Genomic DNA, 24,724 nt, shown 5'->3' with positions numbered 1-24,724 from the left:
GGACCATGGGACGATTTCAGCAAGCCATACGGGGGCGGGTCGACAGGCGCAGGGGAAGGCGTCCCTCGTCGACGGAGGTCCCGCGTGGTCGCAATGTCCTCGACAGCTCGTGAGCTGTCATCCGGCTCGTCGTCCTTCGCCGTGCCGGGCAAGCTGGCGGTGCTCGCCTGTCCGCCAGCCCTGTGCCCGCATCTGGAGTTCGGCGCGTCCGGCGTGTTGTCGTCGCCGGTGTCGCTGACCTGGACGGCGCAGCCCGGCATGCCCGGATTCCTGTTCGCCGGGCTGGAGTGGCGCGCGTCCCCGGNCACGGCGGGCCGGGTTGCCGGGGCCCTGCGCCGGCTCGGTCACATCACCTTCGAGACCGTCGAGGGGCCCTCGCCCGGGTGTGATGCCGAGCGCTATTCCTATACCCCCGATCTCGGCCTGCACCGGGCCGCGATCGCCGCCAACGGTGACGTGGTGGTCGGCGAAGCCGCCCTGCGGGCGTTGCTGGAACGGGGCGAGGCTCGCGAGACCCTCGCCCGCGGCCTGCACCGCCTGCTCGGGACGGCGTGGGACGACGTCCTCGAGCCGCTGCGCCGGGGCGCGCACGGGGCGCCGGTCACCTGGCTGCGGCGCACTGGCTGAGACCCGCGCAGACCGGCCCGCAGGCGTCCGGTCCTGCACCGGGTCGGGCGCGCGGCGCGGATGGTCCGAGCCCTGCGACGCATCGGCGCGGAGATGGTTGCGAGGGTGTGGTGAAGCCCACACCAGGGTAGCGCGGGTCTGACGGGCACATACCCCGGCGGTCGTGCGTTGTGGCTTGCGCACGACCACGCACAACCATTCTGGGNGTTATTCAGTGGCCACCGATTACGACACACCTCGTACGGCTGACATAGAGGACGCCTCCGAGCAGAGCCTCGAGGCCCTCAAGGCACGGCGGGCGGATGCGGCGGCTGATCTNGGTGACGATGTCGACCCGTTCGAGACCGAGCTCGGCCTGCCGGGTGCTGACCTGGCCGGAGAGGAACTGAACGTCCGGGTGCTTCCGCGGCAGGCTGACGAGTTCACCTGCACGCAGTGCTACCTCGTCCATCACCGTAGCCAGCTCGTGGACGAGCGCCGGATGATCTGCCGGGACTGCGCGGTCTGAGGAACCGCGTTCGGATGTTCCACCGCATGGCCTCTGGCGTGGGCTCACGACACGCCACGGCCGTGGCGGTGTCGCCCGCTGACCGCACGCCTAGACCTACCTGCCACGTCGACCACGTCAACCTGGCCGGCCAGGCACTGACCGATCAGCCACGCTCCCGACCGGGCTGGTGACGAGGCTGCCTCAGCCGACCAGCACGCCCGCGTCCCGCATCGCCTCCACGGCCCGCTCCTCGTCGCCCGGATGCAGGTTGACGAATCTGGTTCGGGCCAGCGGCAGCGTCACCGTCAGACCCAGCAGCCGCGCGTCCAGCGCGCTCTCCCGGACGCAGTGGTCGCCGGCCAGGCCGACGACGACGAGCGTCGACACCCCGAGTCGAGCAAGCCGTTCCCCGAGTACCGTCGCCGACCGGTGCCCCGAGGCCGGGTCGCGCACGGAGAAGGCGGAGTAGCCGTCGGCCCCGTCCACCCCCTTGCGGATCACCTCGCCCGACACGACCAGATCGGGATGGAAGCTCGCGCCGGCGGTTCCCGCCACGCAGTGCGGCGGCCAGACCCCGCCGTCGGTGACGAAGTGCGGGGTGCGCGCGGGATGCCAGTCCTGGCTGTAGAACACCGGGGATCCGGNGGCCACCGCAGCCGCCACCTCGGCGTTCACCCCCTCGACGATCTCCTCGCCGCCGGCCACGTAGAGGCTGCCCNCCGGGTCGGCGAAGTCGTTCTGGACGTCCACGACCAACAGGGCGATTCCCGGTCCGTAGCGTGCGGTCATCGCCGGGCCTNCCGTTGCTCCATGTACCGGTGCGATATGTCCCCACTGTCGCATCCCGACACGCCCGCGTCGATATCCCTGATCATGGCGTTCTGGCGGCCTAGGTTCGAGGGATGCGCAGCCGCGATTATGGCCGGGACGTCCTGGCGCCCGCCGCCCGGACCCGCCCGGCTCCGCCGCCGGAGGTGGAGCTCGAAGCCGATCTGGTGGTCGAGGAGGTCGCGACCGGCTTCTGCGGCGCCGTGGTCGGCACCGAGCACGGCGGGGTCACGCTGGAGGACCGGCACGGCGCCCGCCGGGTCTTCCCGCTCGAACCCGGGGCGTTCCTGCTGGAGGGGCGCCGGGTCACGCTCGTGCGGCCCCGCCGGGCGATGCCCGCCGCCCCGGCGCGCACCGCGTCCGGCTCGCTTGCCGTCGCCGGTCACCGGGCCCGCGTCGCCCGTGCCAGCCGCATCTACGTCGAGGGCGTGCACGATGCTGCCCTCGTCGAGCGGGTGTGGGGCGACGACCTGCGCATCGAGGGCGTGGTGGTGGAGAGCCTCGACGGGGTCGATGAGCTGCCGGGCGTGGTCGAGGCGTTCCGGCCGGGGCCCGGCCGGCGGTTGGGCGTCCTCGTCGACCATCTCGTCGCCGGCTCGAAGGAGAGCCGCATCGCGGCCGCCGTCGCCGGCGAGCACGTGCTGATCACCGGGCATCCCTACATCGACATCTGGCAGGCGGTGAAGCCGGCGTCGATCGGCATCCCGGCCTGGCCGAGGGTGCCCCGCGGTGAGCCGTGGAAGGAGGGGGTGTGCCGGGCGCTGGGCGTCGCCGAACCCGGCGACCTGTGGCGCCGGGTGCTTGCCTCGGTCGACAGCTACACCGACCTCGAGGTGGGCCTGCTGGGCGCCGTGGAGCGGTTGATCGACTTCGTCGCGGCCTGACGACACCCCGTACCGCCGCCGTACCGCCCCCGTACCGCCGCCCCGTTCGGGCGGGTTTCGGGCATTCGCATACGGTGAGTGCAGACGGGGCAGCTCGACTCCTCCGTAGGTGGGAGACACGATGCCGGTGTGGGTCAGGCCGTCGATGCTCGCCCAGATCGTCGGCGTGGTCGCCGTCGCCCTGGTGGCCGGGTTCGGCCTGCGGTTCGCGCTGACCGGCTCGGACCAGCACGGTGCCCCGGTCCCCAGACCCGCCGTCTCGCCCGCCGTCTCGCCCGTCGCCGACGGCCCATCGGCGCTCGCCGGCCGCACCGTCGTACTCGACCCGGGGCACAACGGCGGGAACAGCCGGGCGAGCGCGGCCATCAACCGACCGGTGCCCGCCGGGGGCTTCGACAAGGAGTGCGACACCGTCGGTGCGCAGACCGACGGCGGCTACCCGGAGCACGCCTTCACGTTCGATCTCGCCCAGCGAGCCGCCGCGATCCTGCGCTCCCGCGGCGCGCGGGTCGTGCTGACCCGGCCGGACGACGGCGGGGTGGGCCCGTGCATCGACGAGCGGGCGAAGATCGGCAACAGCGCCGGCGCGGCCGCGGTCGTCTCCATCCACGCTGACGGCGGGCCCGCCGAGGGGCGCGGCTTCCATGTGATCGCGCCCGCGCTGAGCCCCGACCGGGCCAACGCGGCGATCCTCGCCCCCTCCAGCCGGCTCGCCGGGACCCTGCGGTCGGCGTTCGGCCGCGCCACCGGCCAGCCGCTGGCCGACTACCTCGGCAAGGAGGGGATGACGATCCGGTCCGACCTTGGGGGGCTGAACCTCTCCCGCGTCCCGAAGGTGTTCCTCGAATGCGGGAACATGCGCAACCGGACTGACGCCGCGGAAATCGTCGATCCGGCCTGGCGGGCCCGGGCGGCGAGCGGCCTCGCCGACGGTGTGACTGCATTCCTCCTGGAAGCGGATTCACCGTCGGCGGCGCCGACCCGCTGACCCGGCTGGTCGCGGTCGTGCCGTAGCGGGGTGGCCTGTGCCGCAGCGGATCCGCGTGGGGGGCAATGATTTCGGAGCCGGCCGCGCGATCGCGTCGGGAACATGAAAACGGCCACTCCGAGGAGTGGCCGGCCGAAACAGATAAAACGCCGTTCTGCGGGGTGGGCGATACTGGGATTGAACCAGTGACCTCTACCGTGTCAAGGTAGCGCTCTCCCACTGAGCTAATCGCCCGCGATGGATCCAGAGGCGGAGGCGGGAATCGAACCCGCGTACAGGGCTTTGCAGGCCCTTGCCTAAACCACTCGGCCACTCCGCCGCGGGAGGCCGCTGGTACGGACCTCAAGCCCCTCTGTTCCCGAGCGGACGACGGGATTCGAACCCGCGACCCTCACCTTGGCAAGGTGATGCTCTACCAACTGAGCCACGTCCGCGCTGCACCGGGCGTTCTTGGCGGTGCAGGTAGCACTCTAGCGGACGAACGGCCCTCGCGTCGAATGGCCCGCCAGACGTCGCGGAGATGTTGCGTTGGGTCAAGGCGTCCCACGTGAACATCGGGTTTCGCCCACGGCACGTCCACCGCCCCGGTCGATGCTCGGGTTCGGCCCCCACCCGCGGCCCGCTGGGCGCTCGCTCGCCCGCGGTAGCCGTCGCGGCGCGCCGCGCGGGCGTGGACGAGTGCCTGCGGGGCAGGGGATCTGCGGCCGGGCGGGTCCGAGCGGGAGAGGCGGTGTCGATGGGGAGAGGCGGTGCCGGTCCGGGAAGGCGATCTCGGTCCGGGAAGGGGGGGTGCCGGTCCGGGAAGGGCGGTGCCGGTCGGGGAAGGGCGGTAACGTGATCGGAATGAGCCGGACGAACGTGGGCGCTCCGGAGTCGATCGTCCGCGGGTCCGTGGCGGTCCCGCGGTCCAGGCCCCCGTCCTACCTGCTCGCGGGCGACCGGCTCGCCACGGGCGTGGTGGAGATCAGCGACGATCCCGCGGTGCTGGAGCGCGGCGGCTTCTGGGCCGTGGTCGTCGATTTCGAGGGGGTGCTGCGGTGCGTCCGGTTCGCCGACGTGCGTCCGGCGCCCGCCGCCGGTGCCGCAGCGCTGCGCCGCGGCCCCTGGCACGGCCCGGACCCGCGGTCCTGGAGCACCAGCCTCGACCGCACCGCCTACGTGGCCGGCGCGACCACCATCCGGGAGCGCATCGCCGCCGGTGACGTCTACGAGGTCAACCTCTGCCGGCTGCTGTCCGCGCCGCTGCCCCCGGCCGGCCCCGGCGGCGAGCCGGTCGAACCCGACCCCGCCGCGCTCGCCGCGGTCCTCGCCGCCGGCAACCCGGCGCCGTACGCACTCACGCTGGACGTTCCCGAGGCCGGGCTGCGGATCGCGGGGGCCTCGCCGGAGCTGTTCCTCGCCCGGGACGGCGACGTCATCCATTCCGGCCCCATCAAGGGCACCGGCCGGACCGTGCCCGACCTGCGGGACAAGGACGTCGCCGAGAACATCATGATCGTCGACCTGGTACGCAACGATCTTGGGCGGGTGGCTCGGCCCGGCAGCGTCACCGTGCCGGCCCTGTGCGCCGTCGAACATCATCCCGGCCTGGTTCACCTCGTCTCGACGGTGCGCGCCCGGCTGCGGCCTGGGGTGGGCTGGCCGGAGCTGCTGGAAGCCGCCTGCCCGCCCGGCTCGGTCTCCGGCGCGCCCAAGTCGAGCGCGCTGCGGATCATTCGTGAGCTGGAGCCGGGGCCGCGCGGTCCCTACTGCGGCGGCATCGGCTGGGTGGATGCCGACAGCGGCCGGGGATGGCTGTCGGTCGGCATCCGCACCTTCTGGTTCGGCGCGGACCGGCTGTGGTTCGGCACCGGCGCCGCCGTGACCTGGGGCAGCGACCCGCAGGGGGAGTGGCGCGAGACCGAGCTCAAGGCCCACCGACTGGTGGGCCTGGCGAGCGGCTGAGTCGAGCGGTCCGCACCGCGCACAGACGACAACCCGCCTGGCCGGACTGGGTCCGACCAGGCGGGTGGGTGCTCGTCAGGCAGGTGGATGCTTGGCATGCATGGGATGACAACTGCCTCGGATGCAGGAGGCGATGGGGAAGCGGTCCCCCTGTTGAACAGTGCCCGCACCGGCTAGCCGGGGTCGGGCAGCGATCCCGACCCCGGTGAGATCACCGCTCGGGACCGCCCCAGATCAGCAACGCGAGCTCCGCATCAAGGTCGATGATGTCGCTCTCGCCACCGAGGGGCACGGCGGAGTACGTCCGCCGCAGGAAGGCCAGCACCTCGGAGCGCGGCATCTCGAACAGCGCGTGCCCCGACGGACTGGACAGGGACAGGCAGACGATCCGCCCACCGGACTGGGCGGCCGGCCACACCTGCACATCGCCGTCCCCGGCGGGACGACGCACGCCGTCGCTCAGTAGCTGGCGTGCGAAGGTCCACTCCACGACCTCGTCCGCTCCCGTCCGGAAGCCGATGCTGATCGCGTAGGGGTCGNCCGGCTCGTACCGGACCGTCGCGGCAACCGGCACAGGAGCGCCGCCGGGCACGACGAGACGAAGGGCGAGTTCGGCGGTGATCGAATCGTGACGAATAGTCATCGGGCGGCCTCTCATGGTGCGTGGTGCGGGCGAGCACCCGTGTAACGGGATAGTTCCCTCTCCGAGTCCCGTTGGAAACAAGATTATGCCAAGACAACATCCGTTACGGCAGTTCNGGCGAGTTGCCCGGCCCGGAAGGGTGAACCTTTCCCGGGTAGATCGTAGATCGGACGGCCGCGAGATGTACCCCCACCGCAGGCGGGCGGATGGTTACCATCCGTAGCGTCCGAACGTCCCCCCGAGCGTCAGGCCAACCTGCCAAGGCCGTTCCACTTTGAGCCTTCCCCGTCCGGGTGGTTCTCAACCTTGGCTAGTCGCGGCGAACCTGACTCAGTCCGCCCACCGGGCGGGACGGCGGACATCGGTGTATCCGTCCGCCGGGACCCCCTGCGTCGGCCCGGATCGGTGCCGTGTAAGGTGGTCCTACCACCCGCAAGGGCGTATAGCTCAGTGGTAGAGCGCTGCCTTCACACGGCAGAGGTCCGTGGTTCGAAACCACGTACGCCCACGCGATCTGGCTTGTCATGCTGCGCCCCCTTTGGGGGCTTGCCGGGGTCTCGCGTGATGTCTGCCCGGGGGGCGACCCCCCGGACCCCCCGCGTTTCGCGTGGTCGGGGGTTGGGGTGGATGGGGTGGGTGGGCTTGGTTTGAGCGCATGGGATCCCTTGGTGGTTGGGTCTTTGCGCCGGTTGATGGTGGGGGCGGCTGGGGCTGGGGTCGATCTCGCAGCCGCCTTGACTCGTTATGGNAGGTGGTGGCGGGGCCCGGTGGGCGCGAGTGCTCGCTGGATGGTCTCGGGGCGCCTGGCGGCGACCGGTGGGCACGGTTCGGACCGGGGGTTGAGGCGGCGGGTTCGGCGCCGTGGGCCGGGGGTTGCTCCCGGGGGGCTGAGTGGAGACGGGCCGGGGGCGCGGGAAGCGTCCGGTGCGGGTGGGTCGTGCTCATGCTCGCGCCTTTGAGTCCTGGTCGTCGGTGATCCGCAGCGGTTTCCCCTTTGGTGTCGGTTCCCAGGGCTGCTAGGCACCGTTGCGCCGACGAGTTCGCTGGGGGCGGGCCGGCGGCGGGCGACCAGATGAAGATCGCCTCTCTGGTCGATAGCACGCCTCCCACCTGGGAAAATGCCGCTTTTGTCGCGATCCGGGCGTCTGTATCGGGCGCCGGCCGGACCGGAATAATCTCTGTGCGACCCCACTTTGGTGCCATACCGGTGGGGGTGCTCGACGTCGGGCCCGCGGACGGGGCGCCCGCACCGCGCCGAGCGTCTCCCGGCGGGCGGTGACGAAGGGTGAGCATCGCCGAGGGTGAACCGCTGCGGTCCGACGGTCTGGCCGACCGACCGGCGGCCGCCTTTTCGGTTCCGTCGGCCGAGAAGAGTGGCCCAGATTGCGAAAAGCCGTCCGGGCTCGGACGACCGATTTCACCTGGGTGGGCTACCCCGGGTGGTCCGGGGTGGACGGTGCGCCTCGTCGGTCGATCGGCAGAGGTGCCCGGGGGCCGCCGTCCGCCGGAGTCGGCGGTGACGGGGTGGGGCGAGCCGATTGCGGTGGCCGATGACGTAGCCGTTGGCCCATCGTGGATCGGCATCGTTGTGCGTCCCGCCCCTTCGGTGAGATCGTTGATGTGCCCACGGGTTCAGGTCCGGCGCCGGGGATGTTCGCCCGGTTATTTCCGGTCGNCATGAGACCCGCCCTGTACAGATCGGCTTAACACCCGCTAAGCTGATCAGGCAGGGCGTAGCGGGTCCCTTTTGTCGGTGCGGTGTCTCGCGGGGGTGCGTCGGGAGATCCCTCCCGGGCCGTAGTTCCCTTCGGGTGCGCCGCCGCGGCAGTCGGGACGCCGTGGTTCAAAACCGAATACGCCACTCGAGGGAGACTGGCGGCGACCCCCCCACGCCGTCAGTCTCCCTCTTCATCTGCGGGTACGCATCTGCGCGCGGGCGTCATCGCCCCTGTGGGAGCCCCCTCATCGGTCGACGTCCTGATAAATTGGCAGGATGATGGCCACCCTTCGAGGGGGATCGCCCGATGCAGGTGGCGGGGTTGGCGCTGGGGGGCGGGCCTGGTCGGCCACGCCCCATCCGGCCGCTCCTACCTGCGGGCTCCCCCGGCCAGGCCGGGACGACGAGCTCGCGGTGACCACCCGGTGACCGCCGAGGTCTCGCCTGGCGGGGTTCCGCTGGAGGAGCAGGCCGGGGTCGGCGGCCCGGACGCCTTCCAGCGGCTTTACACGCCCCACCGGATGGCCTACATCAAGNGTGAGGGGCGCGGTCGCGACGATGAATGCCCCTTCTGCTCCATCGTCGGCATGGCGGACGAGGACGGGCTCGTCGTCGCCCGCGGGAATACCGTCTACGCCGTCCTCAACCTCTATCCCTACAATGCCGGGCATCTGCTCGTCGTGCCTTACCGACATGTGGCCGACTATGCCGACATGGAATCCGAAGAAATCATCGAGATGGCATTTTTCGTGCAGCGGGCCCTGCGCGCGCTGCGCACCGCCAGCGGAGCCCACGGTTTCAACACGGGCATGAACCTTGGGCACGTCGCCGGCGCCGGAATCGCCTCCCACGTGCACCAGCACGTGGTGCCCCGGTGGGGCGGCGACACGAACTTCATGCCGGTGGTGGGGGCGACCCGGGTGCTGCCCGCCCTGCTCGGGCAGACCCGGGAGATGCTCGCCGACGCCTGGGCGGCCGCGGCCGAGTAGGTCGCGGTAGGCCGCATCAGCCGAGCAGCGAGTCGGCGAGCCGCGGTGGCATCGGCTCGTAGCCGTGCGGTTGGCGATGGAAGCTCCCCGTTCCGTGGCTCAGCGAGCGCAGTTCTACCGCGTACCGGGACATCTCGCTCTCCGGCACCTCGGCGTGCACGATGGTGCGCGTCGCGGCGAACGAGCTCGCGCTGCCCGGCGCCGGCGGCACCGGATCCATGCCGACAACCCGTCCNCGCCGGGTCGACAGGTCGCTGACCACCGTCCCGACGAACTCGTCGGGCACCGACACATCGACGGCCAGCACCGGCTCCAGCACGACGACTCCGCCGCTGCGAACGGCGTCGCGCAGCGCCAGCCCGCCGGCGATCTGGAAGGCCATGTCCGAGGAGTCGACGCTGTGCGACTTGCCGTCGACCAGGCGCACCCGCAGGTCGGTCAGCGGATGACCGGCCCGCACTCCCTGGGCCATCTGCGCCCGGACCCCCTTCTCGACCGAAGGGATGAACGAGCGCGGGATGGCACCGCCGACGACCTCGTCGACGAACTCGAAGCCGCTGCCCGGCGGGAGCGGCTCGACCTCGATCTGGCAGACGGCGTACTGGCCATGCCCTCCGGACTGTTTGACCTGGCGGCCCAGTCCCCGCGCCGGTGCCCGCAGCGTCTCCCGCAGCGGAATGACGGTCGGCACCCGGTCGACGGTGGCGCCGTAGCGCTGGGCGAGGCGCTCCAGTACGGACTCCGCGTGGGCCTCGCCCATGCTCCACAGGACGAGCTGCGCGGTCTCCGGATCCTGGACCACCCGCAGGGTCGGATCCTCGATTGCCAGCCGGGACAGCGCCGTGGCCAGCCGGTCCTCGTCGNCACGGCCGCGGGCCCTGATCGCGATCGGCAGCAGCGGCTCGGGCATCGTCCAGGCGGGCAGGTGGCGCGGATCGTCGAGGCTCGACAGGGTGTCGCCGGTCTCGGCGGTGGCGAGCTTCGTCACCACGCAGATGCCGCCCGCCGGGCAGTCCGGCACGCTGTGCAGCACCGAGCCGTAGGGCCGGGACAGCGCGCCGACCCGCTCGTCGTCGTCGTGGTCGGCATGGCCGGCCGCCGCCCGGCCGTGCCCACTGACGTGGACGGGATCGTCCGGGCGCAGCGTCCCGCTGAAGACCCGCACGACGGACATCCGGCCCACGTACGGATCAGTGGTCGTCTTGACGACCTCGGCGACCAGCGGCCCGGCGGGATCGCCGGTGCCCGGGTCGCAGGCCGTGCCGTCGGGCCGGGTCAGCGCCGGGAGGGGATGCTCCGCCGGCGCGGGGAAGCCCTGGACGAACAGGTCGAGCAGCTCCGCCGAGCCGAACCCGCCGGCTCGCGCCGGGCCCCGTTCGTCCCTGTCCCGTTGGTTGCTGTCCCGCCGGTTGCTGTCTCGTTCGTGGTCCGTGCCCTGCTCGGCGAGCAGGCCGATCGGCAGCACCGGGAAGAACGTTCCGCGGGCGACCGCCTTCTCCAGGTCGGCCAGCAGCAGGTTCGGATCGGGGTCGGCGCCGGACAGGTAGCGGTCGAGCAGCGTCTCGTCCTCGCTCTCGGCGATGATTCCCTCGACGAGGGCCGCCCGGGCGGCGGCGTGGCGCACGTCGGACCGGCCCGACTCGGCCGCGGACGTGCGTCGCCCGCCGCGGCCGTACTCGACGATCCGGCCGGTCAGCAGCCCCGTCATGCGTACGCCGCCGCCCGCCGCGCGGCTGGGCAGCCAGGCCGGCAGCACACCGGTGCCGAAGGCGCGCTGGCACTCCTCGACCGCCGCGGTGAAGTCGGCCCGGGCCNGGTCCAGGTGGGTGATCGCGATGGCGCGCGGCATGCCGACCTCGGCGCACTCGGTCCACAGCAGCCCGGTCGCGCCGTCCACCCCGTCGACGGCGCTGACGACGAACAGGGCGGCGTCGGCGGCGCGCAGGCCCGCGCGCAGCTCGCCGACGAAGTCGGGGTACCCCGGGGTGTCGAGCAGGTTGATGGTGAGCCCGCGGTGGCTGACCGAGCACAGGGAGAGACTGACCGACCGGGAGGGCCGGTGATCGGGGTCGGCGTGCCCGACGTAGCTGGTGTGGGCGAGCTGATAGTCGCCGTTCTGGCGCTCGGGCGGCCCGGCGGTGGCGAGNAGCCGGTCCACCAGGGCCGTCTTGCCCGCGCCGGTATGCCCCACCAGAACGACGTTGCGTACATCGCACGAGGCTGTTGACATCCTCGCCTCCTTGATCGGCAGGTGGGATCCTGTCCGTAACGGCAGAGTCCTCCCAGGTGACGTGGGGCACAAGCCCGAGGGGGGGGCGTGGTCGGGAATGCACGGATCGTGGCGGCGGTACTGTGAAGACCGCCCGAAGCCGGGTGCACGCGGGACGACGGGACGGACATGCTCGCTAGCAAGGCACGACCGCAGATCCAGAAGGTGCTCGACCCGGTGAGCCAGTGGGCCGCCCGGTCGTCGGTGTCGCCCGACGTCGTGACGATCATCGGCACCATCGGGGTGGCGGGCGCCGCGCTGGGGTTCTTCACCCGGGGGGTGTTCTTCCTCGGCACGATCGTGATCACCCTTTTCGTCTTCTCGGACCTGATCGACGGGGTGATCGCCCGAGCCCGCGGTATCTCCTCCAAGTGGGGGGCCTTCCTCGACTCCACCTCCGACCGCGTCGGCGACAGCGCGATCTTCGGCTCGCTGGTCGTCTGGTACGCCGGTGACGGCGACTCGCTGCCGCTCGTCGTGGCCGCGCTGGTCTGCCTGGTGGCGGGCTCGATCACCTCCTACGTCAAGGCGCGCGCGGAGGGGCTCGGCTTCACCTGCAACGTCGGCTTCGCCGAGCGCGGCGAACGGCTGCTGATCCTGCTGGTCGCCGCCGGCCTGTACGGCCTCGGTGTGCCCTACCTGCTGCCCGCCGCCCTGTGGTTCCTCGTCGGCGCGACCTCGCTCACCGTCGTGCAGCGCGTGGTGCACGTGTACCGGCAGTGGTACCGCGCGGGTGACCCGCCGGCGCCGTCCGCGTCGACCGCGGCCCCCACCCTCCCCTCCGGGGCCGCGCCGGCCGGTCCCGCGCGGCGGCCGTGACCGAGGGCCGGCCGTGACCGAGGGGCGGTCGTGACCGAGGGGCGGTCGTGACCGAGGGGCGGTCGTGACCGAGGGGCGGTCGTGACCGAGGGGCGGCTCACCGACCTCGGCTACGCACTGGGCTGGCGCGGCGTGCGGCTGCTGCCGGAACCGGTGGCCGCCGCGGCGTTCCGGCTGGGCGCCGACGCGGCCTACCGGCGTGGCGGGCGCGGAGTGCGCCGGCTGCGGGCCAACCTGAGCCGGGTGGCGCCGGCCGGCACCGACCTGGACCGACTCACCCGGGTGGCGATGCGCTCCTACGCGCGTTACTGGCTCGAGGTCTTCCGCCTGCGCGAGCTCGGCACCGAGCGGATCGTCGGCCGGATGCGGGTCCTCGACGAGCACTTCCTGCGTGACTCGCATGCCCGCGGCGCCGGCACGATCCTGGCGCTGCCGCATATGGGTAACTGGGAGCAGGCCGGCGCCTGGCTCGCGGCGACGGGAGTCCCGTTCACGACGGTCGCCGAGCGGCTGCGGCCCGAGTCGCTGTTCGAGCGGTTCGTCGCGTTCCGCTCCGAGCTCGGGATGGAGGTCATCCCGCTGACGGGCGGCGAGAGCCCGCCGTTCGGCCTGCTGGCCGACCGGCTGCGGGCCGGGGGGATGCTGTGCCTGCTCGCCGACCGCGACCTGTCCCGCGCGGGCATCCCCGTGCGGTTCTTCGGCGCCGCGGCGACGATGCCCGGCGGACCCGCCGCGCTCGCGCTGGCCACCGGGGCAACGCTGCTGCCGGTCACGCTCTGGTTCGACCGGGACGGCTGGAGCGCGCGGATCCACCCCGCGGNGGCGCGCAGCGACGTCGCGACGATGACCCAGGACCTCGCCGACGCCTTCGCCGCCGGCATCGCCGCCCATCCCGCCGACTGGCACATGCTCCAGCGCGTCTGGCGCGACGAGGCGTGAGCCCGCCCGGTCGCGCCGCGGCGGCGCTGTGAAGATCGGCCTGGCCTGCCCCTACACCTGGGACGTCCCCGGCGGGGTCCAGGTCCACGTGCGGGACCTCGCCGAGGCCCTGCTCGCGGCGGGACACGAGGTATCGGTCATCACCCCGGTCGACGACGAGCAGACCCTGCCGTCCTATGCCGTCGACGCCGGCCGGGCGCTGCCGGTGCCCTACAACGGCTCGGTCGCCCGGCTGCTGATGGGCCCGGTCTCCGCCGCTCGGGTCCGCCGCTGGCTGCGCGAGCGCGACTTCGACGTCCTGCACGTGCACGAGCCCAGCGCGCCGAGCGTCAGCCTGCTGGCCTGCATGCTCGCCGACGGGCCGATCGTGGCGACCTTCCACACCGCCAATCCCCGCTCGCGGTTCCTGACCGCCGCACAGGGCGCGCTGCAGCCGTCCTTCGAGAAGCTGCGCGCCCGCATCGCCGTGTCCGAGGCGGCGCGGCGCACGCTCGTGGAGCATCTCGGCGCCGACGCCATCCTGATTCCCAACGGGGTCGCGGTGCAGCACTTCGTCGACGCCCAGCCGCTGCCCGGCTACGACGACGGGCGGCCCACCGTCGCCTTCCTCGGCCGCATCGACGAGCCGCGCAAGGGCCTCGACGTGCTGCTGGCCGCGATGCCGGCGCTCGCCGCCCGCATCGACGACGCGCGCCTGCTCGTCGCCGGGCCCGGGGACGCCGCGGCGGTGCGTGCACGCCTGGAACCGGAGCTGCGGTCCCGGGTCGACCTGCTGGGCCTCGTCTCCGATGCCGACAAGCCGCGGGTGTTCGCCTCTGGCCAGGTGTACTGCGCCCCGAACACCGGCCAGGAGAGCTTCGGGATCGTGCTGCTGGAGGCGATGGCGGCCGGGACCGCCGTGGTGGCCAGCGACATCGACGCGTTCCGCCGGGTGCTCGACGACGGCCGCGCCGGGCGGCTGTTCGACGTCGGCGATCCCGCGCAGCTCGCCGCCACCCTCGCCGACGTGCTGACCGATCCCGCCGGGGCCGCGGGGCTGGTACGGCGGGGCCGGGAGGTCGTCGAGACGTACGACTGGCGGACCATCGCCGAGCGCATCGTCGGCGTCTACGAGATGATCTCCGGGGACCGGCGGGTGTCGCTCGCGTCGACCTAGCCGGGCGGGCGGCGGCGAGTCCGGTGGCCGGTACCGGCGCCAGGTCACATCCGCCCGTTGGCTACGCTGCGCGAGATGACCGTCCTCGTGGTGGTGGTTGCCCTGGTGGTGGCGATTGCGACCTATCTGACCTGGCTGGCCCGCCGGCTCGACCGGCTCGCCGCTCGGGTGTCGGACGCCGGCGGCGGTCTGGTCACCCAGCTCGTCGCCCGCGCCGACGCCGCGGCGCAGCTCGCCGAGCGCTGCGGTCTCGACGAGCTGGCGGCCAGCGCTGCCCGCGCGCGTGTGTCCTACCCGGCCCTGCTCGCCGGCGCGCCCCTGGACGCCGCGGTCGAGCTGGCCGAGAACGCGCTGAGCCGGGCGCTGCGCTCCGCGGAGGTCGCGGCGGCCGGGCAACGTTTTCCCATCGAGCTGCACGCGGTCGACTCCGGGGCGGCCCGGGTGGCGCTGGCCCGCCAGTTCCACAACGACGCTGTCCGGGACCAACGCGCGCTCGCGGGCCGCCGGGTGGTCCGGGTGCTCCACCTGTCCGGCCGCCGCTCNCCGCCCGGCTACTTCGAGATCGACGATGCCCTGCCGGTCCGCGAGGAACCCTGGCCGCGCCTCGTCGAGGGTTCGGCTTACGGCGCCGACATCTCCGGCCGCGACAACCCCGCCCGCGAGGACCGGCCGGGGCGCGACGGGTCGCTCGGGCACGGCGACCGGCCGGGCCTGGCCTCCTGAGCCGCCCGGTCGGCGCGGGCTGCGCCGTACGATGGGGAACCGACCCACCCGCACGGGATTCACCTGGCTGGGTATCCGACATGCAGGTGTTCCTGACATGGCGGAGCCGGCCGGCCGTGGCGCCCGACTGGAGCGAAAAGAGACGGCACATCATGTCCCAGGGCCAGACTGCCGCCACCACCGGCCTGGCGACCGACTCCGCCCGGCACGCCGGCACCGCCCGCGTCAAGCGCGGCATGGCGGAGATGCTCAAGGGCGGTGTGATCATGGATGTGGTCACGGCCGAGCAGGCGCGTATCGCCGAGGACGCCGGCGCTGTGGCGGTGATGGCCCTGGAGCGGGTGCCCGCCGACATCCGCGCCCAGGGCGGCGTCGCCCGGATGAGCGATCCGGACATGATCTCGGAGATCATCGAGGCAGTGTCCATCCCGGTGATGGCCAAGGCGCGGATCGGGCACTTCGTCGAGGCCCAGGTGCTCCAGGCGCTCGGGGTGGACTACGTCGACGAGTCCGAGGTGCTCACCCCGGCCGACCCGCACCACCACATCGACAAGTGGTCGTTCACGGTGCCGTTCGTCTGCGGGGCGACCAACCTCGGCGAGGCGCTGCGCCGCCTCGCCGAGGGGGCGGCGATGATCCGCTCCAAGGGCGAGGCGGGCACCGGCGAGGTGTCCAACGCGGTGGTGCACATGCGCACCATCCGCGCCGAGATCGGCCGGCTCGCCGCGCTGCCTGCGGAGGAGCTCTACGCCGCGGCCAAGGAGCTGCGTGCCCCCGTCGAGCTGGTCGCCGAGGTGGCCCGGCTCGGCCGGCTGCCGGTCGTGCTGTTCACCGCCGGCGGCATCGCCACCCCGGCGGACGCGGCGCTGATGATGCAGCTCGGCGCGGACGGGGTGTTCGTCGGCTCCGGGATCTTCAAGTCCGGCGATCCGGCGCGGCGCGCCCGCGCGATCGTCGAGGCCACCACGATGTTCAACGACCCCGACGTGCTGGTGAAGGTGTCGCGGGGCCTGGGCGAGGCGATGGTCGGCATCAACGTCGCCGAGCTCCCGTCGGCGGCCCGCTACGCCGACCGTGGCTGGTGAGCGGCCCGCGGATCGGCATCCTCGCGCTGCAGGGGGACGTGCGCGAACACGCTCGGGCGCTCAGCGCCGTCGGTGCGCGGCCGGTGGAGGTCCGCCGCGCGGCGGAACTCGCCGCGGTGGACGGTCTGGTCCTGCCCGGCGGCGAGTCCACGACGATCGGCCGGCTGCTGCGGGTGTTCGAGCTGCTGGAGCCGTTGCGGGCCGCGGTCGTGGCGGGCCTGCCCGTGTTCGGCTCGTGTGCTGGCATGATCCTGCTTGCGCGGGACGTCGTGGACGGCCGGCCGGACCAGCCGCTGATCGGCGGGTTGGACATGGTCGTCCGGCGTAACGCCTTCGGCCGGCAGGTCGACTCGTTCGAGGTCGACCTCGACGTCGACGGCGTGGAGGGACCGCCTGTGCACGCGGTCTTCATCCGGGCACCATGGGTAGAAAAGGCGGGCGATACGGTCGAGGTCCTGGCTCGTGTCGCCGAGGCGCCGGTGGCGGTCCGTCAGGGCCCGCTGCTGGCCACCGCGTTCCATCCGGAGCTGACCGGTGACTCCAGGATGCACCGGCTATTCGTCGACATTGTGCGATCTTCCGGATCCGGTCGGTGATCGCGAGTAAGAGGGGCAGGACATGAGCGGTCACTCCAAGTGGGCGACCACAAAGCACAAGAAGGCGGTCATCGACGCCCGGCGGGGCAAGCTGTTCGCCAAGCTGGTCAAGACGGTGGAGGTCGCGGCCAAGACGGGCGGCGGCGACCCGGCGGGNAACCCCACGCTGGCCGACGCCATCGCCAAGGCCAAATCGCAGTCCGTCCCGAACGACAACATCGAGCGGGCGGTCAAGCGGGGCTCCGGCGAGCTCGCCGGCGGGGTGAACTACGAGAACATCACCTACGAGGCGTACGGGCCGAACGGCGTCGCGATCCTCGTCGAGTGCCTGACCGACAACCGCAACCGCGCCGCCTCCGACGTCCGGGTGGCGATCACCCGCAACGGCGGCACGGTGGCCGATCCCGGCTCGGTGTCGTATCTGTTCAACCGCAAGGGCGTCGTGCTGGTGACGAAGACCGCCGGGCTCACCGAGGACGACGTGCTGCTCGCCGTGCTCGACGTGGGCGCCGAGGAGGTCAACGACCTCGGCGACGTCTTCGAGGTCATCTCCGAGGCGACCGACCTGCATGCGGTGCGGGTGGCGGCCACCGACGCCGGCCTGGAGATCACCTCGGCGGACATCTCCTGGCTGCCGAGCGTGAGCGTGCCGCTGGACGCCGAGCTCGCGGCCAAGGTGCTCAAGCTCGTCGAGGCGGTCGAGGACCTCGACGACGTCCAGAACGTGTGGTTCAACGGCGACATCTCCGACGACGTCATGGAGCTCGTCAGCAGCTAGCCGCACGCCACCGCGCCCGGGATCTGTTGGGCGTGTCGTGGATGTCCGGTTGCGCCGACCGATCTACNATCGAACGAGTGTTCTTGCGGGCGAGCGTTCCTGTGGGCGAGTGGTCGGGAGGGTGGATGCGGGTACTGGGCGTCGATCCGGGGCTGACCCGGTGCGGCCTGGGGGTCGTCGACGGCGCCTTGGGTTCCCGCGCCCGCCTGGTCGAGGTGGGGGTGGTGCGCACGCCGGCCGGTGCCGAGGTGGCCGACCGGCTGCGGGCCGTCGCCGACGGCATCGACGCCTGGCTGGACCGCACCCGTCCCGACGCGGTCGCGGTCGAGAAGGTCTTCAGCCAGGCCAACGTGCGCACGGTCATGGGCACGGCCCAGGCCGGTGCGGTAGCGATCATGCTCGCCGCGCGGCGTGACCTGCCGGTAGGCCTCTACACGCCCAGCGAGGTCAAGGCCGCGGTCACCGGCAGTGGGCGGGCCGACAAGGCCCAGGTCGGGTTCATGGTCACCCGGTTGCTGGGGCTGACCGAGGTGCCGCGGCCGGCCGACGCCGCCGACGCGTTGGCGCTGGCGCTGTGTCACCTGTGGCGGGGCCCGGCGCTGGCTCGGCTGCGCGCGGCGGCTCCCGTTGCGCCCGCCCGCCGCCCGGCGGGAGCGTCGTGATCGCCTCGTTGGCCGGCACCGTCCGGGCGCTCGGGCCGCTGTCCGCCGTCGTCGAGGTGGGCGGCGTCGGCCTGCTCGTCCAGTGCACCCCCGCGACGCTGGCCCGGCTGCGCGTCGGCGAGCCGGCCAGCCTCGCCACCACCCTCGTCGTGCGTGAGACGGAGCTGACCCTCTACGGGTTCACCGACGCCGACGCCCGCGACGTCTTCGAGATCCTGCAGTCCGCCGCCGGGGTGGGGCCGAAGCTCGNCCAGGCCGTCCTCGGCGTGCACGATCCGGACGCGGTCCGCCGGGCGGTCGCCGAGGAGGATCTCGCGGCGCTCACCAAGGTGCCCGGGATCGGGCGCAAGGGCGCCCAGCGGATCGTCCTGGACCTGCGCGACCGACTCGGCCCGCCGCGCGGGGCCGCGGTGCCCGGGCCCCGGTCGGCGGCCGCCGACCGGGGCTCCGGCGGGGTCGGGGCAGGCGGGGTCGGCAGTGCCGGCGAGGTCGCGGACACCGTGCGTGAGGCGCTGACCGGGCTGGGCTATTCGGCGCGAGAGGCCGACGACGCGGTGTCCCGCGCGCTGGCCGTGCTGGCCGCGCCCCCGGACGACCTCGACGGCCCGGACCGATCAGGCGGCACCGCGCCGGCCGAGGGCGCGCCCGACGCGGCGACGCTGCTGCGGGCGAGCCTGGCAGTGCTGCGCCGATGACCGCGCCGGCGGAGGCTGGGCTGGCTGCCGGCGGCACGCACGGGGGCGGCGCATGAGCGCCGACGGGCTCGTCTCGGCCGCCGCCAGCGCCGAGGAGCAGGCGTTCGAGGCCGGGCTGCGCCCCCGCACGCTCACCGAGTTCGTCGGCCAGCGCAAGGTCCGGGAGCAGCTCTCGATCATGCTGGAAGGGGCGCAGGCCCGCGGGCGTCCGCCGGACCACGTCCTGCTGTCCGGCCCGCCGGGCCTGGGCAAGACCAGCCTCGCGATGATCATTGCGGAGGAGCTGGCGGTGCCGCTGCGGATGACCAGCGGCCCGGCGATCGAACGGGCCGGCGACCTCGTCGCGATCCTCACCGCGCTGTCCCCCGGGGAGGTGCTGTTTCTCGACGAGATCCACCGGATCGCGCGTCCCGCCGAGGAGCTTCTCTACGCCGCGATGGAGGACTTCCGGGTCGACGTGATCCTCGGCAAGGGGCCCGGCGCGACCGCCATCCCCCTCGACGTCGCCCCGTTCACGCTGGTGGGCGCCACGACCCGGTCGGGGTTGCTGACGGGGCCGCTGCGCGACCGCTTCGGGTTCACCGCCCACCTGGACTTCTACGCCCCCGACGAGCTCGCCCGGGTGCTGACCCGCTCGGCGGGCCTGCTCGGCGTCAGCCTCACCGAGGATGGCGCGGCCGAGGTCGCCGGGCGCTCCCGAGGCACCCCGCGCATCGCCAACCGGCTGCTGCGCCGGGTGCGCGACTACGCCGAGGTGCGCGCCGACGGCGTGGTCACCCGGGACGTCGCCCGAGCCGCGCTGCGGATCTACGACGTCGACGGGCTGGGGCTCGACCGCCTCGACCGAGCCGTGCTGGAGGCACTCGTCGGTCGCTTCGGCGGCGGCCCGGTCGGGCTCACCACGCTGGCCGTCTCGGTGGGGGAGGAGCCGGAGACGGTTGAGGACGTGGCCGAGCCGTTCCTGCTGCGGGCCGGCCTGCTGATCCGCACCTCCCGCGGTCGGGTCGCCACCCCCGCCGCCTTCGAGCACCTCGGGCTCGAACCGATCGCCGAGCCGCTCGGCCGCAGCCAGGCCCCGCTCTTCCCGGACACCGGCCTGCTCGCCGAGGGTGGACTGCTCTCCGGCGACGGACTGCTCACCGAGAGCGGCGCGCTTCCNGACGGCGGCATGCTTCCCGACGGCGGCATGCTCCCCGACGGCAGCTGAGCGGCGGNCCACCGGGCGGCCCACCGCCGCCCACCGCGCGACGCCACGGCGCCGGTATAAAGCGGACACCACGGCCCTGCCCACCGGCGGCATCCGCTCGATACGTACGATCNCCGCAACACATCAGGAGGGCAGGACGTGCGCGGACTTGTGACGGCGGCGACGGCAGCCGACGGTAACGGCGGCAGTTCCATCGGCGGTTTCCTGATTCCGCTTCTTCTCGTCCTGGCGGTCGTCTACATCTTCTCGATGCAGCGTCGCCGCGCCAAGGCTCAGCANCAGCAGGTGTCCCAGATTCTGCCCGGCACCCTCGTGATCACCACCGCCGGACTCTACGCGACCGTCGTGGAGCTGGAGGACGGCGACGTCCTGCTCGAGATCGCCCCCGACGTGGTCTGCCGGTTCACCCGCAGCGCCATCGCCCGGGTGATCAGCTCGCCGGACACCGACGAGGCGCACGACGACGGGTCGGCGGACGGCGACGCGCACGACGGTCCGGCCGATCCCGCGACCTCGGTCGGCGAGACGCCTCCGCCCGGCGCGGGCACCGCCGTCGGCGAGGAGGGCGCCGGGGGGCCGTCCGCGACCGACGGTTCCGACGGCGAGGGCAGCGTGTCCCGTCCGCCACGCAAGGAGCTGTAGCAGGTCGACGGACCGCCGGAGCGTTACCAGCGGGGGTTCGGAACGTACCCTCGGTGACATTCGTTCGGGTACGTTGGGCACCGCCGGTCCGGGCAACGGCGAGACGAACGAGCGCCGGTATCCGGCGCGTGAGGAAGGGACTCGCACGTGGCACGCGGCTCGGCACGGGCATCCACGGGAAGCTCCGTCTGGACCCGGCTGGGGGTACTCGGNGGTCTGCTCGTCGTCCTCTACAGCCTGATGGCCGCCACCGGGAACTGGACCCCACGGCTGGGGCTGGACCTGCAGGGCGGCACGAGCGTGATCCTCACACCTCGGGCAACCACCGGCAGCGCCGTCGACTCCGGCGCGGTCGACCAGGCGGTGGACATCATCCGTCAGCGCGTCGACGGGCTGGGTGTCGCCGAGTCCGAGGTCCACCGCACCGGCAACCAGATCGAGATCTCGGTTCCCGGCCGGGGCCGCGGCGACGTGGTCGACCTGGTGGGGCAGACCGCGGAGCTGCGCTTCCGCGAGGTCTACGAGGCCGCCGCGGCGACCCCGGCGAAGACGGTCCCCTCGCCCGCCCCCGGCAGCACGGCCGCGCCGACCCCCGCGCCCGGCGCGACGCCGTCACCGGCGGCCGGGAGCGTGCCGTCCGCGGCGCCGTCGGCGGCCCCCTCTGCGGCGCCGACCCCGTCGGCTTCGAACCGGCCGGCCGCCCTCGGCGACGGCTCGCGGCCGGCTGCGAAGCCGGTGGCGCTCGGGGACGGCTCCGGGCTGGTCGCGCAGCCGGTGGCGCTTGCCGCGAGCACGGGTAAGGCGGTCACCGCCGCCGGTGCCCTCACCGCCGCCTCGGCGGCCCCCGCAGTCTCGGCCTCTCCCGCCACGGCGGCCTCCGCGGCTCCGGCCGCGTCGGCGTCCCCGGCGCCGGCGCCGACGGCGCCCGCGGCGGGCGCCGCCTCCTCCGCGGACACGCCGCCCGCCGCCGCGGTCGCCCAGTACGACGCGCTGACCTGTGCGGTCACCGACGTGCGCAAGGCGGCGGTCAGCACCGACCGGCCCCAGGACTGGACCGCCGCCTGCGATCGGGACGGGGCGACCAAGTACCTGCTCAAGCCGGCCTCCGTCGTCGGCACCGATGTGAAGACGGCCTCCGCCGGCCTGCAGGGCGGCGGCGGNACCACCGGCGTCACCACCGGCCAGTGGGTGGTCAACGTCGACTTCACCGGCTCCGGCCAGAACAAGTTCACCAAGCTCACCGAGAACACGATCGGCAAGCAGGTCGCGATCGTGCTCGACGGCGTGGTGCAGTCGGCGCCGCAGACCAACGAGCGCATCGCCGGGACCGCGCAGATCTCCGGGTCCTTCGGCCAGTCCGAGGCGGAGGACCTCGCCAACGTTCTGCGTTACGGCGCACTGCCGCTGGCGTTCGAGCGTTCCCAGGCCGAGTCGATCTCGCCGACCCTGGGCCGCGACTCGCTGCACGGCGGGCTGCTCGCCGGGGCCATCGGGCTGGTGCTGGTCGTCGCCTACTCGTTCCTGTACTACCGGGCGTTGGGCATCGTGGTGGTCGCTTCGCTGGCGGTCAGCGGGGCGATCATCTATGCCTCAGTGGTGCTGCTGGGCGCCGCGATCGGCTTCACGCTGACCCTCGCCGGCATCGCCGGTCTGATCGTGTCGATCGGCGTCACCGCGGACTCGTTCGTCGTCTACTTCGAACGGATCAAGGACGAGGTGCAGGCCGGTCGGACGGTGCGTGCCTCCGCCGACCGGGCCTGGCCGGCCGCGCGGCGCACGATGCTCTCGGCGGACACGGTCTCGTTCCTCGCCGCCGCCGTGCTTTACATCCTCTCGATCGGCTCGGTGCGCGGGTTCGCGTTCACCCTCGGGTTGTCGACGTTGAGCGACGTGCTGATCATGTTCATCTTCACCCGCCCGATGGTGGCCCTGCTGGTGCGGCGCAGACTGTTCTCCGTCAGCCGGTTCTCCGGTCTGAGTCCGAAGACGATCGGTGGCCGGGCCGCGGCCGGGCCACCGGCCGCGGCCCCCAGCAGGCCGCGGCTGGCCAAGCGGCCGGCGCCGGCCGGGCAGAAGCGGGAGAGCTGACAGATGGCACTGCTCGGGCGGATCTACCGCAGCGACTTCCACGTCGACTTCGTCGGCCGCCGCCGGGTCTGGTACGCGATCTCCGGCGTCATCATCGCGATCTGCGCGGTGAGCATGATCTTCCGTGGCTTCACCCTGGGCATCGAGTTCTCCGGTGGCGCGGTCTTCCAGCTCCCCAGCCATGGCGGCACCGTCCAACAGGTCGAGGAGACCCTCTCCAGCGTCGGCATCGACCCGGCGGACGGCGTGGTCCAGCAGCTCGAGACCTCCAAGCAGTTCCGGGTGCAGACCCCCACCCTGTCCGACGCCCAGACCGACAAGCTGACGGACGCGCTGGCCAAGCGTTTCTCGGTGGCCAACCCGGACCGCGACATCGCCGTGTCGACGGTCGGCTCCTCGTGGGGCTCGACGATCACCAAGAAGGCCGTCCAGGGCCTGGTCGTCTTCCTGGTGCTCGTGATGATCTACCTGTCGGTGCGCTTCGAGTGGAAGATGGCGGTNGCCGCGATGGCCGCGCTCATCCACGACCTCGTCGTCACCATGGGCGTCTACTCCCTCGTCGGGTTCGAGGTGACGCCGTCGACGGTGATCGCCGTGCTGACCATCCTCGGCTTCTCGCTCTATGACACGGTGGTGGTGTTCGACCGGGTGCGGGAGAACACCGCGGGGATGGCGACCTCCCACCGCCGCACCTATGCCGAGGCGACGAACGACGCGCTGAACGAGACGCTGGTCCGTTCGCTCAACACGTCGCTCATCGCCCTCATCCCGGTGGCGTCGCTGCTGTTCGTCGGCGCCGGGCTGCTGGGCGCGGGCACGCTGAAGGACCTCGCGCTCGCCCAGTTCGTCGGGATCGCCTCCGGCACCTATTCGTCGTTGTTCTTCGCCACGCCCCTGCTGGTCGACCTCAAGCGGGGTGAGTCGGCGGTGCAGGCCCTCGACGCCCGGGTCGCCCGGGAACGGGGCAAGCGCGCGCGCGCCGCCGCGTCGGCCTCGGCCGGCCCGGGGGCGCCGGTCGGCTCGTCGGCGCCGGGGGAGACGGCATCGGGGGAGGTGGCGGCCCTCGCCGCGGGCGCGGCTGCACGGCCGGACGACCCGGACGACCCGGTCGGTCGGCCGGGCGGGCCCGGTGCCCGCGAACCGGTTCCCGCCGGGGCGGGCCTCGGCGGGCCCGGTCGGCGACCCCCCACGGCGGGTGCCGCGCGACGCGCCGGAGGCCGCAAACCCGGCCGGCGGGGGCGGCCGAGCGGTAAGAAGCGTCGGTGAGCCGGGCGTCAGGCGCACACCTGTGTACCTGTGCCCTGCGGCGCCCGGAGACGGATCTGGCGGACTAGCCCTGAAAGTGGGATGAGCAGGACGATGACGAGCATCGACGAGNCGGCACTCGGACGGCCCGCCACGAGCGACGCGGCCGCCGACGTGTTGCGTGGCCACATCCGGGACATCCAGGACTGGCCGCAGCCCGGGGTGGTGTTCAAGGACATCNCCCCGCTGCTCGCCACGCCCGCCGCGTTCGGCGTGGTGATCGGGGCCCTGGTGGACATCGCCCGCCAGCGCGGCGCGACCACGATCGCGGGGATCGAGGCCCGTGGCTTCCTGCTGGCCGCGCCGGTCGCCGACCGGCTCGGCGCCGGCCTGGTGCCCATTCGCAAGCAGGGCAAGCTGCCGGGCCCGGTCCGCAGCGCGACCTACGACCTGGAGTACGGCACCGCCACCATCGAGATCCACGCCGACGCGGTGCGCCCGGACGAGCGGGTGCTGCTGGTCGACGACGTGCTGGCGACCGGCGGCACGGCGGCTGCCGCGCACGGGCTGCTGGCCGGCGTGGGGGCCGAGGTGGTGGGCCTCACGGTCCTCATGGAGCTGTCGTTCCTGCCCGGGCGGGAACGGGTCGCTCCGTTGGATGTCGTCCCACTTCTGACGATTTGACCTCCCCTCGGCCGGGGCTGCGGAAG

The 24,724-nt window shown here is 72.9% G+C and carries 18 protein-coding genes, 4 tRNA genes and 20 pseudogenes; 29 read left to right on the top strand and 13 right to left on the bottom strand.

Features of this window, described 5'->3' with window-relative positions:
- Positions 1–93: 93 nt before the first annotated feature.
- From FF86_RS41010 to FF86_RS40995, 4 genes and pseudogenes are all read left to right on the top strand, one after another.
- A pseudogene (locus FF86_RS41010) lies at positions 94–304 on the top strand (DUF3145 family protein); the annotation flags it as partial.
- 1 nt (position 305) lies between these two features.
- The coding region (locus FF86_RS41005; RefSeq protein ID WP_242418229.1) for a DUF3145 family protein at positions 306–627 on the top strand (322 nt) is incomplete at its 5' end.
- A gap of 214 nt (positions 628–841) precedes the next feature.
- Positions 842–945: pseudogene (locus FF86_RS41000) on the top strand (DUF4193 family protein); the annotation flags it as partial.
- A 1-nt stretch (position 946) separates the two neighbouring features.
- Positions 947–1,135 (top strand): DUF4193 family protein (locus FF86_RS40995; protein ID WP_242418228.1); only part of this gene is annotated, 189 nt, incomplete at its 5' end.
- A 183-nt stretch (positions 1,136–1,318) separates the two neighbouring features.
- On the opposite strand, the pseudogene FF86_RS05480 reads toward FF86_RS40995, so the two are convergent.
- The 3 pseudogenes from FF86_RS05480 to FF86_RS40985 all read right to left on the bottom strand — a co-directional run.
- A pseudogene (locus FF86_RS05480) lies at positions 1,319–1,761 on the bottom strand (isochorismatase family protein); the annotation flags it as partial.
- A 1-nt stretch (position 1,762) separates the two neighbouring features.
- Positions 1,763–1,835, bottom strand: a pseudogene (locus FF86_RS40990) (isochorismatase); the annotation flags it as partial.
- A 1-nt stretch (position 1,836) separates the two neighbouring features.
- A pseudogene (locus FF86_RS40985) lies at positions 1,837–1,906 on the bottom strand (isochorismatase); the annotation flags it as partial.
- Positions 1,907–2,019: 113 nt separating this feature from the next.
- Here FF86_RS40985 and FF86_RS05475 point away from each other — a divergent pair.
- Complete coding sequence (locus FF86_RS05475; RefSeq protein ID WP_044883553.1) at positions 2,020–2,829, top strand: DUF3097 domain-containing protein; 810 nt, start codon at positions 2,020–2,022, stop codon at positions 2,827–2,829.
- 121 nt (positions 2,830–2,950) lie between these two features.
- Positions 2,951–3,817, top strand: a complete 867-nt coding sequence (locus tag FF86_RS05470) for an N-acetylmuramoyl-L-alanine amidase (protein WP_044883554.1) — start codon at positions 2,951–2,953, stop codon at positions 3,815–3,817.
- Between the two features lie 162 nt (positions 3,818–3,979).
- Here the strand turns inward: FF86_RS05470 and FF86_RS05465 are convergent.
- The 3 genes from FF86_RS05465 to FF86_RS05455 form a co-directional block, all read right to left on the bottom strand.
- Positions 3,980–4,051: transfer RNA gene (locus tag FF86_RS05465), tRNA-Val, on the bottom strand.
- A gap of 13 nt (positions 4,052–4,064) precedes the next feature.
- A tRNA-Cys gene (locus tag FF86_RS05460) sits at positions 4,065–4,136 on the bottom strand.
- Between the two features lie 42 nt (positions 4,137–4,178).
- Positions 4,179–4,251 (bottom strand) — tRNA-Gly (locus FF86_RS05455).
- 409 nt (positions 4,252–4,660) lie between these two features.
- Between FF86_RS05455 and FF86_RS05450 the strand changes: the two genes are divergently transcribed.
- Complete coding sequence (locus FF86_RS05450; protein WP_044883555.1) at positions 4,661–5,761, top strand: chorismate-binding protein; 1,101 nt, start codon at positions 4,661–4,663, stop codon at positions 5,759–5,761.
- Between the two features lie 211 nt (positions 5,762–5,972).
- Here FF86_RS05450 and FF86_RS05445 read toward each other — a convergent pair.
- Together FF86_RS05445 and FF86_RS61895 are read right to left on the bottom strand one after the other, a co-directional pair.
- Positions 5,973–6,300: pseudogene (locus FF86_RS05445) on the bottom strand (SsgA family sporulation/cell division regulator); the annotation flags it as partial.
- A gap of 1 nt (position 6,301) precedes the next feature.
- A pseudogene (locus tag FF86_RS61895) lies at positions 6,302–6,404 on the bottom strand (SsgA family sporulation/cell division regulator); the annotation flags it as partial.
- A 436-nt stretch (positions 6,405–6,840) separates the two neighbouring features.
- Here FF86_RS61895 and FF86_RS05440 point away from each other — a divergent pair.
- Positions 6,841–6,912: transfer RNA gene (locus FF86_RS05440), tRNA-Val, on the top strand.
- Between the two features lie 1,746 nt (positions 6,913–8,658).
- Positions 8,659–9,110 (top strand): HIT domain-containing protein (locus FF86_RS05435; protein ID WP_242418227.1); only part of this gene is annotated, 452 nt, incomplete at its 5' end.
- A 16-nt stretch (positions 9,111–9,126) separates the two neighbouring features.
- Here the strand turns inward: FF86_RS05435 and FF86_RS40975 are convergent.
- The 5 genes and pseudogenes from FF86_RS40975 to FF86_RS40955 all read right to left on the bottom strand — a co-directional run.
- Positions 9,127–9,345, bottom strand: a pseudogene (locus FF86_RS40975) (hypothetical protein); the annotation flags it as partial.
- Between the two features lies 1 nt (position 9,346).
- Positions 9,347–9,973: pseudogene (locus FF86_RS40970) on the bottom strand (elongation factor G-like protein EF-G2); the annotation flags it as partial.
- A gap of 1 nt (position 9,974) precedes the next feature.
- Positions 9,975–10,924, bottom strand: a pseudogene (locus FF86_RS40965) (EF-Tu/IF-2/RF-3 family GTPase); the annotation flags it as partial.
- Position 10,925: 1 nt separating this feature from the next.
- Positions 10,926–11,256, bottom strand: a pseudogene (locus tag FF86_RS40960) (GTP-binding protein); the annotation flags it as partial.
- 1 nt (position 11,257) lies between these two features.
- The coding region (locus tag FF86_RS40955; RefSeq protein WP_242418245.1) for a hypothetical protein at positions 11,258–11,340 on the bottom strand (83 nt) is incomplete at its 3' end.
- A gap of 168 nt (positions 11,341–11,508) precedes the next feature.
- Between FF86_RS40955 and pgsA the strand changes: the two genes are divergently transcribed.
- From pgsA to FF86_RS05360, 20 genes and pseudogenes are all read left to right on the top strand, one after another.
- Positions 11,509–12,198 carry a phosphatidylinositol phosphate synthase gene (pgsA, locus tag FF86_RS05425; RefSeq protein ID WP_055406552.1) on the top strand — a complete coding sequence of 230 codons (690 nt, stop codon included), beginning with the start codon at positions 11,509–11,511 and terminating at the stop codon, positions 12,196–12,198.
- Between the two features lie 81 nt (positions 12,199–12,279).
- Positions 12,280–13,018 (top strand): annotated as a pseudogene (locus FF86_RS05420) (phosphatidylinositol mannoside acyltransferase); the annotation flags it as partial.
- 1 nt (position 13,019) lies between these two features.
- Positions 13,020–13,137: pseudogene (locus FF86_RS40950) on the top strand (phosphatidylinositol mannoside acyltransferase); the annotation flags it as partial.
- Positions 13,138–13,165: 28 nt separating this feature from the next.
- Complete coding sequence (locus FF86_RS05415; protein WP_044883560.1) at positions 13,166–14,293, top strand: glycosyltransferase family 4 protein; 1,128 nt, start codon at positions 13,166–13,168, stop codon at positions 14,291–14,293.
- A 543-nt stretch (positions 14,294–14,836) separates the two neighbouring features.
- Positions 14,837–15,016, top strand: a pseudogene (locus tag FF86_RS40945) (hypothetical protein); the annotation flags it as partial.
- Between the two features lie 152 nt (positions 15,017–15,168).
- Positions 15,169–16,101 carry a pyridoxal 5'-phosphate synthase lyase subunit PdxS gene (gene pdxS / locus FF86_RS05405; RefSeq protein WP_044883671.1) on the top strand — a complete coding sequence of 311 codons (933 nt, stop codon included), beginning with the start codon at positions 15,169–15,171 and terminating at the stop codon, positions 16,099–16,101.
- Complete coding sequence (gene pdxT, locus FF86_RS05400) at positions 16,098–16,697, top strand: pyridoxal 5'-phosphate synthase glutaminase subunit PdxT (protein WP_044883562.1); 600 nt, start codon at positions 16,098–16,100, stop codon at positions 16,695–16,697. The genes pdxS and pdxT overlap by 4 nt, the downstream gene beginning before the upstream one ends.
- A 22-nt stretch (positions 16,698–16,719) precedes the next feature.
- Positions 16,720–16,853: pseudogene (locus tag FF86_RS40940) on the top strand (YebC/PmpR family DNA-binding transcriptional regulator); the annotation flags it as partial.
- Position 16,854: 1 nt separating this feature from the next.
- Positions 16,855–17,475, top strand: a 621-nt coding sequence (locus FF86_RS05395; protein WP_242418226.1) for a YebC/PmpR family DNA-binding transcriptional regulator, incomplete at its 5' end; no start/stop codon positions are given.
- A 125-nt stretch (positions 17,476–17,600) separates the two neighbouring features.
- Positions 17,601–18,137 carry a crossover junction endodeoxyribonuclease RuvC gene (gene ruvC / locus FF86_RS05390; protein ID WP_044883564.1) on the top strand — a complete coding sequence of 179 codons (537 nt, stop codon included), beginning with the start codon at positions 17,601–17,603 and terminating at the stop codon, positions 18,135–18,137.
- Positions 18,134–18,386, top strand: a pseudogene (locus FF86_RS40935) (Holliday junction ATP-dependent DNA helicase RuvA); the annotation flags it as partial. The gene ruvC and the pseudogene FF86_RS40935, both read left to right, overlap by 4 nt.
- A 1-nt stretch (position 18,387) precedes the next feature.
- Positions 18,388–18,832 (top strand): helix-hairpin-helix domain-containing protein (locus FF86_RS40930; RefSeq protein WP_242418225.1); only part of this gene is annotated, 445 nt, incomplete at its 5' end.
- A 52-nt stretch (positions 18,833–18,884) separates the two neighbouring features.
- Positions 18,885–19,990: pseudogene (gene ruvB, locus FF86_RS05380) on the top strand (Holliday junction branch migration DNA helicase RuvB); the annotation flags it as partial.
- A 328-nt stretch (positions 19,991–20,318) separates the two neighbouring features.
- A partial coding sequence (gene yajC, locus FF86_RS05375) for a preprotein translocase subunit YajC (protein ID WP_242418224.1) occupies positions 20,319–20,681 on the top strand: 363 nt, incomplete at its 5' end.
- Between the two features lie 213 nt (positions 20,682–20,894).
- A pseudogene (locus FF86_RS40920) lies at positions 20,895–21,841 on the top strand (protein translocase subunit SecD); the annotation flags it as partial.
- Position 21,842: 1 nt separating this feature from the next.
- On the top strand, positions 21,843–22,769 hold a 927-nt coding region (secD, locus tag FF86_RS40915), incomplete at its 5' end, for a protein translocase subunit SecD (protein WP_242418223.1).
- A gap of 3 nt (positions 22,770–22,772) precedes the next feature.
- Positions 22,773–23,269: pseudogene (locus FF86_RS40910) on the top strand (protein translocase subunit SecF); the annotation flags it as partial.
- A gap of 1 nt (position 23,270) precedes the next feature.
- On the top strand, positions 23,271–24,035 hold a 765-nt coding region (gene secF, locus FF86_RS40905), incomplete at its 5' end, for a protein translocase subunit SecF (protein ID WP_242418222.1).
- Positions 24,036–24,147: 112 nt separating this feature from the next.
- Positions 24,148–24,254, top strand: a pseudogene (locus tag FF86_RS40900) (adenine phosphoribosyltransferase); the annotation flags it as partial.
- Position 24,255: 1 nt separating this feature from the next.
- On the top strand, positions 24,256–24,698 hold a 443-nt coding region (locus tag FF86_RS05360; RefSeq protein WP_242418221.1), incomplete at its 5' end, for an adenine phosphoribosyltransferase.
- Between the last annotated feature and the right edge of the window lie 26 nt (positions 24,699–24,724).

Origin of the sequence: Frankia sp. CpI1-P (assembly GCF_001421075.1) — a bacterium.
Lineage (GTDB): Bacteria > Actinomycetota > Actinomycetes > Frankiales > Frankiaceae > Frankia > Frankia torreyi.
Note: the sequence above shows the minus strand (reverse complement) of the source record. Positions and strands in the feature narration are given on the sequence as shown.